The following is a 15,597-nucleotide window of genomic DNA, read 5'->3' on the forward strand; positions in this document are numbered from 1 at the left end:
CAGGTTGCCTCCCGCATGCCGCTGGAAAAGGTCGCACCGGGCGAAGGCGCGGCACTGAGACAAACCAAAACGCATGACGTTCAAAGCGGTCGCATGATCCGGCCGCTTTTTTCGTTTCATGCGTCGGTCAGTAGCGGGAAATATAACCACGCAGATATAGCCGATTATGCATCCACCCAAAAATGTTCAGGAAGGGTTAACCTTGCGGGGCGCTTTTCGGGCGGGAACGATGGGGCGTCACATGCACGGCGGCAATCCAGTCGAACGCGGCCCGCAGTGCGGTCAATTCCCGCGCCTGGGCGATGTCGTTCAAGCGGTTCCCGGTCTGCCGCCGGTAATGCCGCCACCAGTCCCTGCGCTGCTCCAGCGCCAGATTATAGACCAGCCGCACAACCCCCGCGAACTGCCGCAACAGGACTTCCTGTTCGGCGGTCGGAGCGAGCTTGTAGCGAAAAGCGCGGTGGATCATGTTACGATTCTATCAATTGCTCCAAGGAGCGCAACCGTGGATCGCACCGGCAGGCATGTCGTCTACATGCTCCATGGTCAGTTGGTCTTTGTCACGAAATACCGCCGTGACGTTCTGTCAGAACCGGCAATCGGCGACCTGCGGCGCATCTTCGCCAAGCTGTGTCGCGACTTCGAGGCCGAATTGATCGAATGCGACGGCGAGGACGATCATGTTCACCTGCGGGTGCATGACCCTCCGAAGATCGCCCTGTCGAAGCTGGTCAACAGCCGCAAAGGCGTATCCAGCCGACGTCTGCGCGAGAGCCGCCCGGAAATCACCGGGCGCTACCACAAGGGCGTTTTGTGGTCGCCGTCCTCCTTTGCGGCAAGCTGTGGCGGCGCACCGCTCTCGGTGATCGCCGAATATGTCAAATCCCAGCGGGAAACGGCCCAACGCCGCTCTCGCGTTCCTCCCCGGCCTGAACGACGGGGTATCCCGCGAGGTTCACGATGAAAGGCGGCCCGCCTCCAAGGGCCGCCGCCGATCACTTTCCGTATCTCGATTCGCCGTTTCCGGGATGTTGCTGCGAGGTCAGCGGCCCGGCGCGACGAGGCAGAAAAAAGCGCCCTGCGGGTCCGTCGCATTGATGATCCAGCTGCCACCGGGCACTTCCATCGGACCGACGATTACCTTGCCGCCGCCCGCATTGACGCGTTCGATGGCGCTGTCGATCGCCGGCACGTTGAAGTAATAGCCCCAATAGCACATCGGCACACCGGCGGGTTTGGTCATCATGCCGCCGATCTGTTTTCCATGTTCGGCGAAGATGCGATAAGCGCCCATCTCGCCCATGTCGAAATCGTGGTCCTTGGTCCAGCCGAAGACCTTCGAGTAGAAGGCGAAGGCTTCCTCCATGTTGCCGGCCATCAGTTCGTGCCAGCCGATATGGCCGGGCGTACCCATTTCCGGCTCCCAGCCGCTATCGCCCTCCATCGGCAGCGGCGTCATGATGCAGAGGACGGCCCCGTGCGGGTCGGCGACGACGGCAAAGCGGCCGATGGTCGGGATGTCTTCGGGGGGGCGGCGGATCTGGCCGCCGTTCGCCTCGAAATCCTTCGCGGATTGGTCGACATCGTCGACACAGACATAGCCTGTCCAGTTCGGCGGAATGCCCTGCCCTTCGAGCTCGGCCGGAAAGGTCATCATGCCGGCGACGCCGCGGCCGTCCGCCTCGAAGATGGTATAGGGGGAAGGAAGGTCCTCCATCGGCATCTCTTTCGTGGTCCAGCCGACGACAGAGCTGTAGAAGCCGGCGGCAGCCTTGGTATCCGTCGTCATCAGTTCGCACCAGATGAATTTTCCATGCGTGTCGGAAGCCATGATCTTTTTCCTTTTCGTGCCTATGGAATCGGGTTTGGTTCGGGATCACGGCTTGCGCGTGTAATGCGCCTCCATAAACTGCTTCCAGCTGCCGTCCGGCTGCTTGGCCGCCGAGTTGAAGGTGCGGTGATCGTCATCGGCGAAGATGATCTGCTCGCGGTAGTCCTGCTCGGCGCCTTGGTCCTGGAAATCGGGGCCACGGGTATAGAGGCTGAGCACCTTGCCGTCGGGCGATACATCACCCTCGTAGACCCACATGTGGTCCATCATCGAGCCGATCCAGCTACCGACATATTTGCCCTTGGCCGCATTGTAGCCGAGGGTGAGCATGGTGGTGGCAGCCCCGCCGCCCGGCATCTCGCCATTGCCTTCGGCAACGAACCAGATGCCGTGCAGCGAGCGCACGATCTCCGTCCATTGCTGGTCAGCGGTCATTTCGGATGCCGTGACATCCCATACGCCCACCAACCTCTCGAGGAAGCGGTGCTCCTCCAACGCTTTTGCAGTTTCCATCATCCTTCTCCCTTGGAGATGTTCGCAGATTTCAGTGACGGGATTGCGTCTTTCGAGCGCCCTCGTATTCGTCGTGGCGCTTGACGAAATCCATCGTGCCTTCCTCGTTGCGGCCCTTCGGCGCGCGGTCGAGGATCATCAGCGTGCCGATCAGTTCCTCCGGCCCACGGGCATAGCTAGAGTAGGTATGGAAGATTTCACCCCGCTCGTTCTTGTAGAAGGAACTCAGCCCCGGCAGTTCGTCATGGGCCTCGGCGGGTTCGATCGCGGTGAAATTGTAGAAAACCTTATCCTTGGCGAGATCTTCCGGGCTGAAGGAAACGTGGTAGTCGAAATTGAAATCGCTGCCGAAGGACGAAACCCAGGGGAACTTCCAGCCCATGCGCTTCTTGTAGGCCTCGATCTTGGCGAGCGGCGCGCGCGAAACCGCGACCCAGGTGACGTCGTGATGGTTGAGATGCGGCAGCGCGCCATCCACGTGATCGGAAAGGAACGAGCAGCCGGTGCAACCGGCCTCCCAATCCGGACCGAGCATGAAATGGTAGATCATCAGCTGGCTGCGGCCGTCGAAGAGATCGGATAGGCCCTTCTTTCCCTGCGGCGTGTCGAAGACATAGTCCTTGTCGACCTTGACCCAGGGCATGGCCAGGCGCTCGGCATTGATCCTGTCTCTGAGATGCGTTGCTTCCTTCTCCTTCAAAAGCAGCGCCTGGCGGGCCTCCAGCCATTGTTCACGGGAAACGACTTGATTCTGCATCGCGAGCGCCCTCCTCCGGCGCCGCCGGCAAGACCGGCATTCGTTCTCATTCGCTTGACTAAATACATTGATATCAATAGAAATAGGGCATGTCAAACGCGATAGAAATTCCCTTTTCGACGACACTGCTGGTACGGGACGCCTGCCTGTGCCTGCATGTTCAGCGCGCCGCGCGAGCACTCGCACGGCTTTTCGACGATGCGCTTCGTCCGGTCGGGCTCACCAATGGGCAGTTCTCGCTGATGATGTCCCTCAACCGGCCGGAGCCGCCGCCGATGGGGCCTGTGGCCAATGTTCTCGCCATGGACCAGACGACGCTGACGGCGGCGCTGAAACCGCTGCAACGCCGTGGCTGGGTAAATGTAACGCAAAATCCGAAAGACAAGCGGGGGCGGCTGCTCAGCCTGACGCCGGAGGGCAAGGCGGTGCTCGCCGCAGCGCTGCCAATCTGGGAAAGGACGCATGCAGCGCTGGAAGAGAAGCTGCCTGGCGGCAGTGGCGAGCGGCTGCGGAGCGCGCTGCAGGCGCTCGCCTGATCAACGGGCGATGCGTGGATCGTTGCCGAAATCGCTCCTGGCAAAGCCGATTCGCATCTTCGGAAATTCGCACAGCGCCTGAACGCCTGCCGGCGACAGGCGAATGCGCCATGTCTGGCGCTCGGCCGGTTCGCGGGCGCTGAAGGCCTTGGCCGTCAGCAGCGCGATATTCTTGCCGTGATGCGGATCGCGGACGGATTCATAAAGGATCGCTTCGGTGCCGATCGCGCGGGCGGTATCGGCAAGCGCCTGGCAGGGTTCGCAATTCATAGGATCGGTCCATGTCGGGCGATCGCGGTTGAGCGGCGGCAAAGTCAAATCGAGCGCGGCCTTCGTCCCGACGAGAGCCGCAAAGGCGGTGTATTCGGCTGCATTCGCAGGCAGAGGCGTCTCAGGAGAATCCGCGAAGAAGAGCAGGCGGTAGAAGGCCATCTCGGCAAGCGCCGTCTCCACCTTTTCCGAAGCGTAGAAAACGCCGAGCGTGCGCCCTGCCCTGCGAAAGCGCGAGCCATGCGGGTAGACAGCGCCGTAGCGGAAGGGCGTGGCGAGCAGATAGTCGAGACCTGCGCATTCGGGCGGCAGCGCCGGCTTGCTCTCCTCGAGCAGTGTTTCGAGCAGCGCCTGCTCTTCCAGCGTATCGACGAGCTTCAGCGTCGAGATCTGATGCTGCGCCTCCACCAGGCGCCAGAAACTGCCGGATATCGCGCGCGCCTCAGACGAGAGCGCGACGGGCGTCCAGATAGGCAAGGACATCGGTCAATCCGGAAATGCTGGCGATCTTTTCAAGCGGTGCGGCACCGAGCGCGGTATTGGCATTGCGCAACCATTGCCGGGCAACCGCCTCGTCGCCGCCGACGATCGCATCCAGCGAGCGGAAGAGACGGACAAGCAGGACAGCGAGCTCAAAGGACTTGCTGCCAGGCTCCAGAAGATGATCCTGCCGCTTCATGCGCGAGACAGTGGCTTCCGATACGCCGAGAACGACGGCAAGCACGCGGGCGCTGATGCCGAGCCGGTCTGCGGCATTGACCGCCGCCTTGGTGATCACCGCGGCTTCGGATGTCCGGCGGCTGTCCTGAAGATGCAACGAGGTCATCGGCATATCCTTTCCTTGGAAATAATATAGCGATTATATTTCAGATGAAAAGGGTGTGCCGCTTGTTTCCTTTCCGCAGCTGGGGAGAAGTGCCGGAGCGAAGCCGAGGCGATGAGGACTCCATGAGCGCGCGTCTGAGGCAAAAGCGAAGACGACATTTGCCGTGTCGCTCCCTCATCCAGGCCCTTCGGGCCACCTTCTCCCCGGCGGGGAGAAGGTGATTCCGCATCAGGCCACCGTGACCGGAACTTCGGTCGAGGTGCGCATGGCGTGGCTGTAGGGGCAGACGATGTGGGCGGCGGCGGCGAGCTTTTCAGCCTCGGCCTTATCCAGGCCGGGGATATTGACGGTGAGCGCCACGTCGATGCCGAAGCCCGTGCCGTCTTCACGCGGACCAATGCCGACCTTGGAGGAAACCGTCGTGTCTTCCGGAATCTTGACCTTCTGCTGGCCCGCGACAAATTTCAAGGCACCGAGGAAGCACGCGGAATAGCCGGCCGCGAAGAGCTGTTCGGGATTGGTGCCGGTGGCGCCATCGCCGCCGAGTTCCTTCGGAACAGTCAACGTCACGTCGAGAACGCCGTTTTCGGAAACGGCGCGGCCTGCGCGGCCACCGGTGGCGGAAGCTTGGGTCGTATAGAGGATAGGCATGTCAGTCTCCTTTGCGTTGGGGCTGGATTTCATATATTGCACAATTAAATTGTACGCAAGTGAATTTCGCAAATTGCATTCGGAATCTGAAAAGAGGAGAATTGCACCTCAAAGGAACAGGACCATGAAAGCGCAGATGGCAAAGACGATGGAAATCCCGCAAGAGGAGAGGCGGCTGGAGAAACAGCTCTGTTTCGCGGTCTACGCGACGGCGCATGCCTTCACGCGCGCCTACAAGCCGATCCTCGACAAGGTCGGCCTCACCTATCCGCAATATCTGGTGATGCTCGTGCTCTGGGAAAAAGCCGAACTTCCGGTGAAGACGATCGGCGAGCAGCTCGACCTCGATTCGGGCACGCTCTCGCCGCTGCTCAAGCGGCTGGAGCAGACCGGGCTGATCAAGCGCACCCGGGACGCACGCGACGAGCGGCAGGTGATCGTTTCGCTGACGCCGAAGGGCCGGTCGATGAAGAGCGAGGCGGCAACGATCATGACGGCCATCGGCCAGGCGGCCGGCTGCACGCTCGAGGAAATGGCGGAAATCCGCGGATCTTTGCAGAAGCTGCGCGGGAACCTGAATGCAGCCGTGTGAGAAATCGCCCGCGCCTTTAAGCGCGGGCGTTCGCAGATTTTACTCGGCGGCCTGATAGGCTGCGGCGCGCAACGGCGACGTCCTCGGACCGATGGCGGCGAGAAACACGACCGCAACGGCAAGCAACGCCGTGAAGGCGACGCCTGCCACATAAGGATCCCAGCCGAAGGACGGCGCCGCGCCGAAGACCGCGGAGGCGGCCGCGAGCACAATGCCGCCGCCGATCTGGAAGGCCGCAAAGAGCATGCCGGAGGCCAGGCCCGATTTGTCTTCCTCGACATCAGCGAGTGCCGCGACCTGAACGGAGGGATAGGTCAGCGCGTAACCGAGGCCGAGCGGGACCTGCGACAGGACGACGAGCAGGATCGGATTGATGTCACCGACAGCCGCGACCCAGAAGATATAGCTTGCTGCCTGCAGCGCCACGCCGAGCGCCATGAGGCCAGTGGTGCCGCGGTTCTGCGCGATCGCGGCAAAGCGTGGCGCCAGGAACATGACGAAGACGCCGCCTAAAGCGAAACAGAAGCCGGTGCTGAAGGCCGACCAGCCGAGCTCGTTCTGGTAATAGAGCGTCGCGATGAACTGGAAGCCGACATAGACGCCCTGAAAAAGGGCGGCGACGGCATTGGCATGGCTGAGTTTTGCCCGGCGGAACATCGCAAGCGGCACCATCGGATCGGCATGCCGGGCCTCAACGGCAAGGAAGAGCAGGATCAGGACGGCGGCCGCAGTCAGTGCGCCCCAGGTGGGAAAGGCGCTCCAGCCGTCGGCTGCGGCGTTGGTGATGCCGAAGACGAAGAGCAGCAGGCCGGGGGTGATGGTCAAGGCGCCTGCCCAGTCAAATCGCGGACGGCCGGCTCCCCGGCGCTCGTCTGCGGGCAGGACGAATGGCGCGATCGCCAGCGTGAGGATCGCCACCGGAGCGCCCATGACGAGTGTCGCCCGCCAGCTGAAAATGGTGGCCGCACCGCCGAGCACCATGCCAAGCACGAAGCCGGCGGCGCCGGTGGAGGAGAAGACCCCGAGCGCCTTGGCGCGGGCGCTGCCCTCTCCGAAGACGGAAAGCAGAAGCGCCAAAGCGGCCGGTGCAGTGAAGGCCGCGGCGATGCCCTTGATCAGACGGGCGGCAATCAGCGTCGGCGCGCTGTCGACAAAGCCGCCCGCGATACTCGCAGCTGCAAAGACGGCAAGCGACCAGAGAAAGACGCGGCGGTGGCCGAAAACGTCGGCAACGCGACCGCCGAGCAGCAGGAAGCCGCCGTAGCCGAGGACATAGGCGCTGACGGCCCATTGCAGCGAAGTTGCCTGCATGCCGAGTTCGGCCTGAATGGCGGGAAGCGCGACGCCGATGGTCGAAACGTCCATGGCGTCAAGGAAATTGGCGGCGCAGAGCAACAGCAATGCCAGCCCCGCCCCTCTTCGAGATTGTGTGAGAGTCATCGAGATCGTTCCTTTTGCTGCCGCGCTGGTTGGGAGGAAGCGGCAGAGGGACGAGAAAATGATCATCTCCGAATCCTATTGCAAATTGATAGTAACCATGCCAGGTATTACTGATAATGATGAATGACGCGATCCTTCGGAAAATCGACCTGAACCTCCTGCTGGCCTTTTCCGTGCTGATGCAAGAACGCAATGTCAGCCGCGCGGCCGAGCGGCTGCTGCTTGGCCAGCCGGGACTTTCGGCGGCGCTGCGGCGGCTGCGCGAAGCACTGGACGACGAATTGTTCGTCCGCGTCGGACGCGGCCTGCAGCCGACGACGCGCGCGCTTGCCATCGCGCCGGCAATCGAGGATGCGCTTTCCGGCATCGAGCGGGCCATCCGCCCGCCCGCCGCCTTTGACCCCGCCAGCTGGAAGGGTGAATTCCGCATCGGCCTGTGCGACAATCTCGAATCAGCCTTCTTCGGTCCGCTCGCGGCGCGCCTGCGGGAACTGGCGCCGGGCGCCCGGCTGGTCGGTGTGGCTTTCCACAAACGCGACGCCGCACGCCTGCTCGACGAGGGCGCCTATGATTTCAGTGTCTCGATCCACGACGAGCCCGCCTCCTGGCATATCCGCGATCCGCTCTTCGACCAGTGTTCGATCTCGATCTACGATCAGAAGCAGCTCAGGTTGAAGACCCCGCTGACCCTTGAGGACTTCGCCAAGGCAGACCATGTCGGCGTCTCGTTCGAAGGCAGCAATGGCTCGACCAATGTCGATATCGCGCTTGCCCGCTTGGGGCACAGCAGGCAGGTGGTGGCCACCGTGCCCCGCTTTTCCGCCTTGCCGACGGCGCTGCGGGCGATGCCGGCGATCGCGACGATCCCGGAATCGATCGCCCGCTGCATGGCGCAATTGCATGGGCTAACGGTTTCAGTGCCGCCAATCCCACTGCCTGCCGAACCGGTCACCATGCTTTACCGCCGCGTCGACCGGGCGGACGGACGCTCCGTCTGGTTCCGCCGGCTCTTCATCGACGTTGCCAGCGCTGCACTCGAAGCATCCGGCTGCCGGATGGGCATTTCCAGGGCGGCCGCCTAGCGAATCAGCCGCTAGCCGCCCATCTTCCCTTTGAAATATAAGGATTTTTCCGTAAATCACGAAATGTGTTTGGAATATTTACGAACGTGAGGTAAAACGTTTTCGCGACGTGATTTGGGCTGGACTATCACAATAGGAGGCACCGGCCGTTGAGGGCGCGATACGCATTGGGCAAAACCATCTCCGGGATTCTCTTCGCCGGACTGGCTGCAACAGGGTGCACGACGGCCGCCAAGGCGCCACCGCCGACTGCACGTCCTTCTTCCACCGCGAAACCAGCATCAGCCAAAGTGACTTATAATTACACGGCACGGGACCGCGATTGTCTGAAGCGCGCCATGTATTTCGAATCCGAACACTCGGATCGCGATGGCTATATGGCGGTCGGAACCGTGGTAATGAACCGGCTCACATCGCCCGCCTATCCCGACACGATTTGCGAGGTCGTAGCGCAGGAAAAGCAGTTCGCGCCCGGCGTCATGACCAGGGTCGTCGACCCGAAGGCCGGACCGGAACTTGATTCCGCCGTGGACGGAATCTTGCGCGGGGAACGGCATCCCGGCGTGCAGAACGCCATGTTCTTCCACACCGACGGCCTGAAATTCCCCTATCGCAACATGCATTATGTCGTCGAGGCCGGCGGCAACGTCTTTTATGAAAAGCGCGGCAGGGACGGAGCCTTGCAAACGCCGGCACCTCTGCCGGCCTATGACGTCGCAATGAACTACGTTTCCGACCCGCGGCTATCGGGTCCGGTTCAGTTCGCAGGCGTGCAGCCGTTCGCGACTTCCACACAAATCGACGTGTTGCTCCCGGAGAAGGGGCCAATCCCGAGGGCCATGCCCGATGTGGCATCGATACCGGATGCCACCACGACCTCCGCCATTCCGGCCGCTCCCCCGGCATCGACGACTCCAGGCACGGTCATGCCGCCGGAAGGATCGCCCATCGCACTGCCGACGCCCCGCCCCGCCTACAACAGCGCAGGACTCGCTGCCGGCCATCTGCCGGCGGGCGGCTGAGGCCGATCAGAAAGACTTCCTTCCGATCGGAAGGAAGTCGAGTTCATTCATCACTGCCAGACGACGATCGGCGTCTTGTTCGGCACGCGGTCGTAGAGATCGATGATATCCTGGTTCAGCAGGCGGACGCAGCCGGACGAAACGGCCTTGCCGATCGACCGCCATTCCGGATTGCCGTGCAGGCGGTAGAGCGTATCCTCGCCATTCGAGAAGATGTAGAGCGCGCGCGCGCCGAGCGGGTTCAGCAGGCCAGGCTCCATGCCGCCGCGTTCGATCGAATATTTTGCGAGTTCCGGCTGGCGGGCAACCATCTCATTCGGCGGCTTCCAGCGCGGCCACTTCTGCTTCCATTGGATGACGCCGTTGCCAGACCAGGCAAAGCCTTCGCGTCCGATGCCGACGCCGTAGCGCATCGCTGTCCCGCCCGGCTGGACGAGATAAAGGAAGCGCGACGGCGTATCGACGACGATCGTGCCTGGACGCTCGCCTGTCGGGTCGATGACCTGCTGGCGATAGTAGCGCGGATCTATCTGCTGGTAGGGGACGGCGGGGATCAGGAAGCCGCCGTCCTCGATGGGACCGTATATCACCTCAAGCTCGGCATCCGTGGGAGCGGGCGTCGTCTCGAAAGGGCGTGGGAAACGGAAACCGACGGGCTGGATGCTCGGTGCCGAAGTGGAAGCGCAGCCGGCGAGCGCGGAGGCCGCCGTCAAAGCCGAAAAGGAGAGAAAGTTGCGGCGGGAGAGAGATTTTTCGAGACTCATGCGCGGGACGGATTTCCTTCTGTCGCGGGGAGAGCCGGCATGCGGCACGCACCCCGGTTGGTTCATTCAACGCCGGTGACGAGTCGGAAATCTATCTGCCGCTGCCAAATAAACCATACCCTCACGAAGTCGTGTCTCCGTGCGGACAGACGATATCGCCTGCCCTGTTGCGCCGCTACATCACAACGATCTCGGCCTTGGCCGGAACGCGGTCGTAAAGGTCGACGACGTCCTGGTTGAGCATGCGCACGCAGCCCGACGACGTCGCCTTGCCGATCGATTGCCAATCCGGTGTGCCGTGCACGCGATAGAGCGTATCCTGGCCGTCGTTGAAGATGTACATGGCGCGGGCGCCGAGCGGATTTCCGAGGCCAGGATTCATGCCGCCATTTTCGGCCGAGAAGGGGCGGATATCCGGCTGGCGCGAGACCATTTCGGCAGGCGGCGTCCAGCGCGGCCATTTCTGCTTCCACTGGATGACGCCGCGGCCCGACCAGGCGAAGCCTTCGCGGCCGATACCGACGCCGTAGCGGATCGCCTTACCGTTCGGCTCGACGAGATAGAGATGGCGGGCGCGCGTATCGACGATAACAGTGCCCGGCTTCTCCTGTGTCGGGTAGTCGACTTCCTGACGGAGATACTCGGGGCTGACGCGGCTGACCGGAATGGCCGGCAAAAGGAAATCGCCATCGCGAAGCTCGCCGTACAAGGCGGCGTTCACCGGATTGGTGACCGGCAGGCCGTAGGTCTGGTTGAATTGCGTCGAGTAGAGATCGCGCACCTGCGGCACCGGCGGATCGGAGATCGCCCTTACCTTGCGCGGATCAACGCCCGGCGGCTCATAGAAAACCGGCGAAGTCTCCTGCACGAAGCGGGCCGGATCGGTCGCGCCCGTATCAGGAATAAGAACGTTGCAGCCGCTGAGGCCAAGGACCGCCACGGCAAGGCCGGCAAAGGGAAACACCCGGCGCGAAAAATCCATAAAGCCACCCTTTTTCCATTGTCAGCGGAGCGATATCTGGCGGGAGGATGGCATTTGCGGCTGGCGTGAAGCTGGCGTCAGCACCGGAAAACTTGCCGGCTTCACGAGACTGGACATCACACGAGCACAACGCCGTGGCCGTAGACGGTCGCCAGTTCGCGCACAAGCTGCGCTTCATGTTCGGTGAGCTTGCGAACATCCACAAAGCGCCAGTTGCGCTCATAAAGGGCGAAGGCTTCCTTTGCGGAAATGGCGCATAGAGGATCGCGATCCATCAGGAGCGATTTCAGCTCCGGGAAGTCGTTCGGAATGATCTCGTCTGCCATTTGCGCCATCATGCGTCCAATATAGACCGTCGCGGCGAAAATTGAAGACGCGTTCAAGCGGCCACCCCACGGAAAAAACGGATGCTTTGCTCGATCTCGGCCGGCAGCGCGGAGGTGTGGTTGCCGGCCACCCTATCGGTCTCGATGCGGATACCGGCCGCACGGGCGCGGGCAGCGAGCAGGCCGGCACGGTCGTTGAATTGATCCTCTTCCGTGCCGTGAACGACGTGGACGGGGCACTTGAAGCTTTGCGCGTAGCAGAGCGCCGAGCGGACCTCGAATTCGTGCTTGTTGCCGTCGTCGAAGCGGATGTCCTGCGGGTAGCGATTGAAGAAGCGGAAGGCGTCCGGATTGCCGGAAATCGGGGCGGCGGCGCGGAAACGGTGCGTGCTCATGGCGGCAAGCATAGTCAGCGTGCCGCCGATGCTGTGGCCCGCCACAAAAAGCCGGCTTGGGTCCACACCCGGCAGATGCGCCAGCCGGTCGGCGGCGGCAAGAACGTCGTCCACCTCGTCGTAGAAGCCGGAAAAATTGCCCATCTGGCCATTTTCACCGCGGACAGACGGCATCAGCACCACGAAACCCGCCTCGGCATAGGGTTTCAGGAGCTGCCACTGGCCAGCACCCATGGCATTGCCACCATGAAGGAAAAGCACGCCGGGCTTTGCGTGGTGCCCGCGCTTGTATTTGCTGACCCAGGCCGCCAGTTCGAGCTCGCCGCCAGCGCCCGAGCGGTAGAATATCTGCTCGCCATCCGGCGGCGTGGCCAATGCCTCGTATTTGTCCGGCGCAGGCCCCTTCTGCAGCAGCTTCGTGCGGAAGCGGCGGCGAACCTTGGCATAGTCGTGGGTGATCAGGCGCGGCTGATCCGGAACATTAAAGGCGGAGGCGGCGCGGGGGAGCATGAGGGCACCCGCGATACCGGCGAGGACAGCGCGGCGTTGGCGGAAAAAGGCATTTCGATCGTCGTCAAAGGACATGACACAGCACCCGATAGCCCCCGGGGCACTCAAATATCTGCACCAGAACGGCATTTCGGCCAATACACATTGCGTTGAAATCCGGCCCTGCGTCATTGTCGCGCAGGCGGGCCTATTCCACGGCTTTCGTCGATCATCGCGACCAGCGTTTCGAGGCGGTCTGCCTCATAGGAAGGCTTGTCCGGCCGTAGCCGGGAGATGCGCGGAAAGCGCATCGCCACACCGGACTTGTGCCGCGTCGAGCGGTTGATGCCTTCGAAGGCGACCTCGACGACGAAGCCGAACTCCCGATCTGCGCGCACGGCACGAACCGGACCGAAACGCTCGATGGTGTTGTTGCGGACGAATTTATCGAGCAGCTCCAATTCCTGATCGGTGAAACCGAAATAGGCCTTGCCGACGGGCACCAGCTGTTCGCCGTCCGGCGTCTCGGCCCAGACACCAAAGGTGAAATCGGAATAGTAGCTCGAGCGCTTGCCATGGCCACGCTGGGCATACATCAAGACGGCGTCGACGTTGTAAGGATTGCGCTTCCACTTGAACCACGGGCCCTTCATGCGGCCCGCCTGATAGATGCTGTCCCGACGTTTGATCATCACGCCCTCGATCACCGGGTCGGGCGGCGAAGTCCGCAGCTCGTCCAATTCCTCCCATGTCGAAAAGGCGACGAGCGGCGAGAGGTCGAACCGATCGTGCGGCGCCTGCTCGATAATCTCCGAGAGCCGGTCGCGGCGGTCGATGAAGCTATGGCCGCGCACATCCTCTTCGCCGTCGAACAGCAGGTCGTAGGCACGGATGAAGGCCGGGTATTCGTCGAGCATCTTCGCCGTCACCGTCTTGCGGTTCAATCGCTGCTGAAGGTCGGAAAAGGTTCTCGTCGGGCTGTTCGAGCGTGCGGTTCCGCCGACGAGCAGTTCGCCGTCGAGCACGCCGTTGAAGCTGATGGACTCCAGAATATCCGGGAAGGCATTGGAGATGTCGTCGCCGGAGCGTGAATAGATCTTGCGCGTTTCGCCGGAGCGGGAAAGCTGGACCCGGATACCGTCCCACTTCCATTCCGCCGCATAATCCGCCGGGTCGAGGCTGGTGAGATCGTTGTCTTCCACCGGATGGGCGAGCATGACGGAATGGAAGATCGCGGGCGTCGCGAGCACTGGCTTGCCGCCCCTGCCCTCCAGCCATTCGAAAAGTGATTCATAGGGCGGCTCCAGACCGTGCCATAGCGTCTCGATCTCGATCACGTCCTTTCCACCGAGATCGGACAGCGCCTGCTTGGCAAGCCGTGCCGAGACGCCGATGCGCATGGCGCCGGTGGCAAGCTTGATGAAGGCGAAGCGACCAGACGGATCCAGCCGGTCCAGCGTATCGCGCACGAAACTGCGAACCTCGGTGCGGCCGAGCGAATTCATACGGGTGATGACCTCGCCGAGGCGCGGCTGGACGAAGGCGGAGCGCTCGATGTCCTTTTCGTTGTCCCAGACGAGCGAGATCGTTTCGGCGAGGTCGCCGACATAGTCGTAGGAGTAGCGGAACAGCACCTCGTCCATCCGCTCAAGCGTCAGATCGCGGAGCATGGCAGGCTTGACGTTGCGCACTTCGAGCGTGCCGGCGATCGCCGCAAGGCCATAGCCGCGGTCCGGGTCGGGTGTGTCGCGGAAATAGTCGGTCAGGAGCTTCAGCTTGCCGTTGCGGCTGGGCGTCAGGACGAGACGGTCGAGGAGATCGGCGAAGGGTTTCATGGGGCCGCTCCGGCCGGTCGAGAAGCCATTTCTTCTGAAGACCCCTCCCCAACCCCTCCCAACAAGGAGGAGGGGCTTAGACGCCGTGTCCACCGCGTCCCATTCGCAACGATGCAGCACGAAGCGACGCTGTATTGGGGCGAAAGGGAGCCGCATCGTAACCCCTGCCCCTTCTGGTCAGGGGTTGGGGAGGGGTCGTTGCGAATAGTCCCACACATCTTCCTCAATCCCCCTCGTCCTCATAACCCACCAGATGCAGCGGCCTCGCCTTGATGCCTTGCAGTTCGCACCAGCGGACGAGCGCTTCCTCGCGGCCGTGGGTGACCCAGACTTCGGCGGGGCTGAGTTCGGTAATCGTCTGGGTGAGTTCCGGCCAGTCGCAATGGTCGGAGATGACGAGCGGCAGCTCGACACCCTGCTGCTTGGCGCGCTGGCGCACCATCATCCAGCCGGAGGCGAAGGCGGGGAGCGGTTCGTTGAAGCGGCGCGCCCAGCGATCGGCGAAGGCCGAAGACGGACCGACGACGACGGCGCCCTTGAAGGCGGATTTGTCGCGGGTTTCAACGGTGGCCGGCCGCAGGTCGCCGAGGTCGATGCCCTGCCCGACATAATATTCGCAGAGCCGTTCCATGGCCCCGTGGATATAGATCGGCTCGCCGTAACCGGCATCGCGCAGCAGACGGATGACGCGCTGGGCCTTGCCAAGCGCATAGGCACCGATCAGATGCGTGCGCTCCGGAAACTGCCGGAGCGAGGCAAGCAGCTTGCCGATCTCCTCCATCGGATCGGGATGATGGAACACCGGCAGCCCGAAGGTCGCTTCGGTGATGAAGACATCGCAGGGCACCGGCACATAGGCCGCACAGGTCGGGTCCGGACGGCGCTTGTAATCGCCGGAAACGACGATGCGGGTGCCGCTCTTTTCAATCGCGATCTGAGCAGAGCCGAGGACATGGCCTGCCGGATGGAAGCTTACCTTGACGCCGTTCAAATCCAGCTCTTCGCCGAAGCCGACGGCCTGCTCGCTGCCACAGAACCCGTCGCCGCAGCGCAGGCGCATGATGTCGAGCGTCTGGCGCGTCGCGAGAACATGCCGGTGGCCCGGGCGGGCATGATCGGAATGGCCATGAGTAACGAGCGCCTGCTCCACCGGCCGCACCGGATCGACATAGAATCCGCCCTGCGGGCAATAAAGCCCTTCGGGAGCCGGAAAAAGAAGAGCATCGGGTCGCATCATCAACGGGAAGATAGCGGGAAATGGGCGGAGAGCCAGTAGCTTCCCGCAA

19 protein-coding genes are annotated in these 15,597 nt (G+C 62.5%); 5 read left to right on the forward strand and 14 right to left on the reverse strand.

Annotated elements, in window-relative coordinates; genetic code table 11:
- Positions 1 to 196: 196 nt before the first annotated feature.
- On the reverse strand, positions 197 to 469 hold the full coding sequence (locus tag ACZ9DP_RS29805) for a helix-turn-helix domain-containing protein (protein WP_476204424.1): 273 nt from the start codon (positions 467 to 469) through the stop codon (positions 197 to 199).
- Positions 470 to 505: 36 nt separating this feature from the next.
- On the opposite strand from ACZ9DP_RS29805, the gene tnpA reads away from it, so the two are divergent.
- Entirely contained in the window at positions 506 to 964 is a 459-nt protein-coding gene (gene tnpA, locus ACZ9DP_RS29810; protein ID WP_476204425.1) for an IS200/IS605 family transposase, read from the forward strand.
- A 78-nt stretch (positions 965 to 1,042) separates the two neighbouring features.
- Here tnpA and ACZ9DP_RS29815 read toward each other — a convergent pair whose 3' ends face one another.
- The 3 genes from ACZ9DP_RS29815 to ACZ9DP_RS29825 are packed head-to-tail and all read right to left on the reverse strand — an operon-like array spanning position 1,043 to position 3,101.
- Complete coding sequence (locus ACZ9DP_RS29815; protein WP_194729206.1) at positions 1,043 to 1,831, reverse strand: VOC family protein; 789 nt, start codon at positions 1,829 to 1,831, stop codon at positions 1,043 to 1,045.
- Between the two features lie 45 nt (positions 1,832 to 1,876).
- Entirely contained in the window at positions 1,877 to 2,344 is a 468-nt protein-coding gene (locus tag ACZ9DP_RS29820) for a DUF1579 domain-containing protein (protein ID WP_476204426.1), read from the reverse strand.
- A 31-nt stretch (positions 2,345 to 2,375) separates the two neighbouring features.
- Positions 2,376 to 3,101: a DUF899 domain-containing protein gene (locus tag ACZ9DP_RS29825; protein ID WP_476204427.1), complete on the reverse strand. Its 726-nt coding sequence runs from the start codon at positions 3,099 to 3,101 to the stop codon at positions 2,376 to 2,378.
- Positions 3,102 to 3,190: 89 nt separating this feature from the next.
- Here ACZ9DP_RS29825 and ACZ9DP_RS29830 point away from each other — a divergent pair, with 89 nt between their 5' ends.
- Complete coding sequence (locus tag ACZ9DP_RS29830) at positions 3,191 to 3,637, forward strand: MarR family winged helix-turn-helix transcriptional regulator (RefSeq protein ID WP_476204428.1); 447 nt, start codon at positions 3,191 to 3,193, stop codon at positions 3,635 to 3,637.
- Here the strand turns inward: ACZ9DP_RS29830 and ACZ9DP_RS29835 are convergent, their stop codons facing one another.
- The 3 genes from ACZ9DP_RS29835 to ACZ9DP_RS29845 all read right to left on the reverse strand — a co-directional run bounded on the left by ACZ9DP_RS29835 (position 3,638) and on the right by ACZ9DP_RS29845 (position 5,384).
- The gene (locus ACZ9DP_RS29835; protein WP_476204429.1) at positions 3,638 to 4,390 is read right to left on the reverse strand and encodes an RES family NAD+ phosphorylase; all 753 of its coding nucleotides are present in this window, start codon (positions 4,388 to 4,390) and stop codon (positions 3,638 to 3,640) included.
- Positions 4,350 to 4,733 (reverse strand): MbcA/ParS/Xre antitoxin family protein, encoded by a 384-nt coding sequence (locus ACZ9DP_RS29840; RefSeq protein WP_074070201.1) that lies wholly within the window; start codon positions 4,731 to 4,733, stop codon positions 4,350 to 4,352. Before ACZ9DP_RS29840 ends, ACZ9DP_RS29835 begins: the two co-directional genes overlap by 41 nt.
- Before the next feature lie 228 nt (positions 4,734 to 4,961).
- Entirely contained in the window at positions 4,962 to 5,384 is a 423-nt protein-coding gene (locus ACZ9DP_RS29845; RefSeq protein WP_476204430.1) for an organic hydroperoxide resistance protein, read from the reverse strand.
- A 124-nt stretch (positions 5,385 to 5,508) separates the two neighbouring features.
- Between ACZ9DP_RS29845 and ACZ9DP_RS29850 the strand changes: the two genes are divergently transcribed.
- A complete protein-coding gene (locus ACZ9DP_RS29850; protein WP_022716337.1) occupies positions 5,509 to 5,976 on the forward strand; it encodes a MarR family winged helix-turn-helix transcriptional regulator in 468 nt (155 codons plus the stop codon).
- 39 nt (positions 5,977 to 6,015) lie between these two features.
- Here ACZ9DP_RS29850 and ACZ9DP_RS29855 read toward each other — a convergent pair whose 3' ends face one another.
- The gene (locus ACZ9DP_RS29855) at positions 6,016 to 7,416 is read right to left on the reverse strand and encodes an MFS transporter (protein ID WP_476204431.1); all 1,401 of its coding nucleotides are present in this window, start codon (positions 7,414 to 7,416) and stop codon (positions 6,016 to 6,018) included.
- 116 nt (positions 7,417 to 7,532) lie between these two features.
- On the opposite strand from ACZ9DP_RS29855, the gene ACZ9DP_RS29860 reads away from it, so the two are divergent.
- Both ACZ9DP_RS29860 and ACZ9DP_RS29865 read left to right on the forward strand, forming a co-directional pair.
- Positions 7,533 to 8,498, forward strand: a complete 966-nt coding sequence (locus ACZ9DP_RS29860) for a LysR family transcriptional regulator (protein ID WP_476204432.1) — start codon at positions 7,533 to 7,535, stop codon at positions 8,496 to 8,498.
- A gap of 149 nt (positions 8,499 to 8,647) precedes the next feature.
- Complete coding sequence (locus ACZ9DP_RS29865) at positions 8,648 to 9,520, forward strand: cell wall hydrolase (RefSeq protein ID WP_194729202.1); 873 nt, start codon at positions 8,648 to 8,650, stop codon at positions 9,518 to 9,520.
- A 50-nt stretch (positions 9,521 to 9,570) separates the two neighbouring features.
- Here the strand turns inward: ACZ9DP_RS29865 and ACZ9DP_RS29870 are convergent, their stop codons facing one another.
- From ACZ9DP_RS29870 to ACZ9DP_RS29895, 6 genes are all read right to left on the reverse strand, one after another.
- Positions 9,571 to 10,284 carry a L,D-transpeptidase gene (locus ACZ9DP_RS29870; RefSeq protein WP_476204433.1) on the reverse strand — a complete coding sequence of 238 codons (714 nt, stop codon included), beginning with the start codon at positions 10,282 to 10,284 and terminating at the stop codon, positions 9,571 to 9,573.
- A 175-nt stretch (positions 10,285 to 10,459) separates the two neighbouring features.
- The gene (locus ACZ9DP_RS29875; RefSeq protein ID WP_476204434.1) at positions 10,460 to 11,266 is read right to left on the reverse strand and encodes a L,D-transpeptidase; all 807 of its coding nucleotides are present in this window, start codon (positions 11,264 to 11,266) and stop codon (positions 10,460 to 10,462) included.
- A gap of 116 nt (positions 11,267 to 11,382) precedes the next feature.
- On the reverse strand, positions 11,383 to 11,604 hold the full coding sequence (locus ACZ9DP_RS29880; RefSeq protein WP_194730093.1) for a hypothetical protein: 222 nt from the start codon (positions 11,602 to 11,604) through the stop codon (positions 11,383 to 11,385).
- Positions 11,605 to 11,645: 41 nt separating this feature from the next.
- Positions 11,646 to 12,572 carry an alpha/beta fold hydrolase gene (locus ACZ9DP_RS29885; RefSeq protein WP_283071110.1) on the reverse strand — a complete coding sequence of 309 codons (927 nt, stop codon included), beginning with the start codon at positions 12,570 to 12,572 and terminating at the stop codon, positions 11,646 to 11,648.
- A 92-nt stretch (positions 12,573 to 12,664) separates the two neighbouring features.
- Positions 12,665 to 14,311: a cisplatin damage response ATP-dependent DNA ligase gene (locus ACZ9DP_RS29890; RefSeq protein WP_194729200.1), complete on the reverse strand. Its 1,647-nt coding sequence runs from the start codon at positions 14,309 to 14,311 to the stop codon at positions 12,665 to 12,667.
- Between the two features lie 223 nt (positions 14,312 to 14,534).
- A complete protein-coding gene (locus ACZ9DP_RS29895; protein WP_476205502.1) occupies positions 14,535 to 15,545 on the reverse strand; it encodes a ligase-associated DNA damage response exonuclease in 1,011 nt (336 codons plus the stop codon).
- Positions 15,546 to 15,597 lie beyond the last annotated feature (52 nt).

This window comes from Rhizobium sp. USDA 4016, assembly GCF_056279705.1.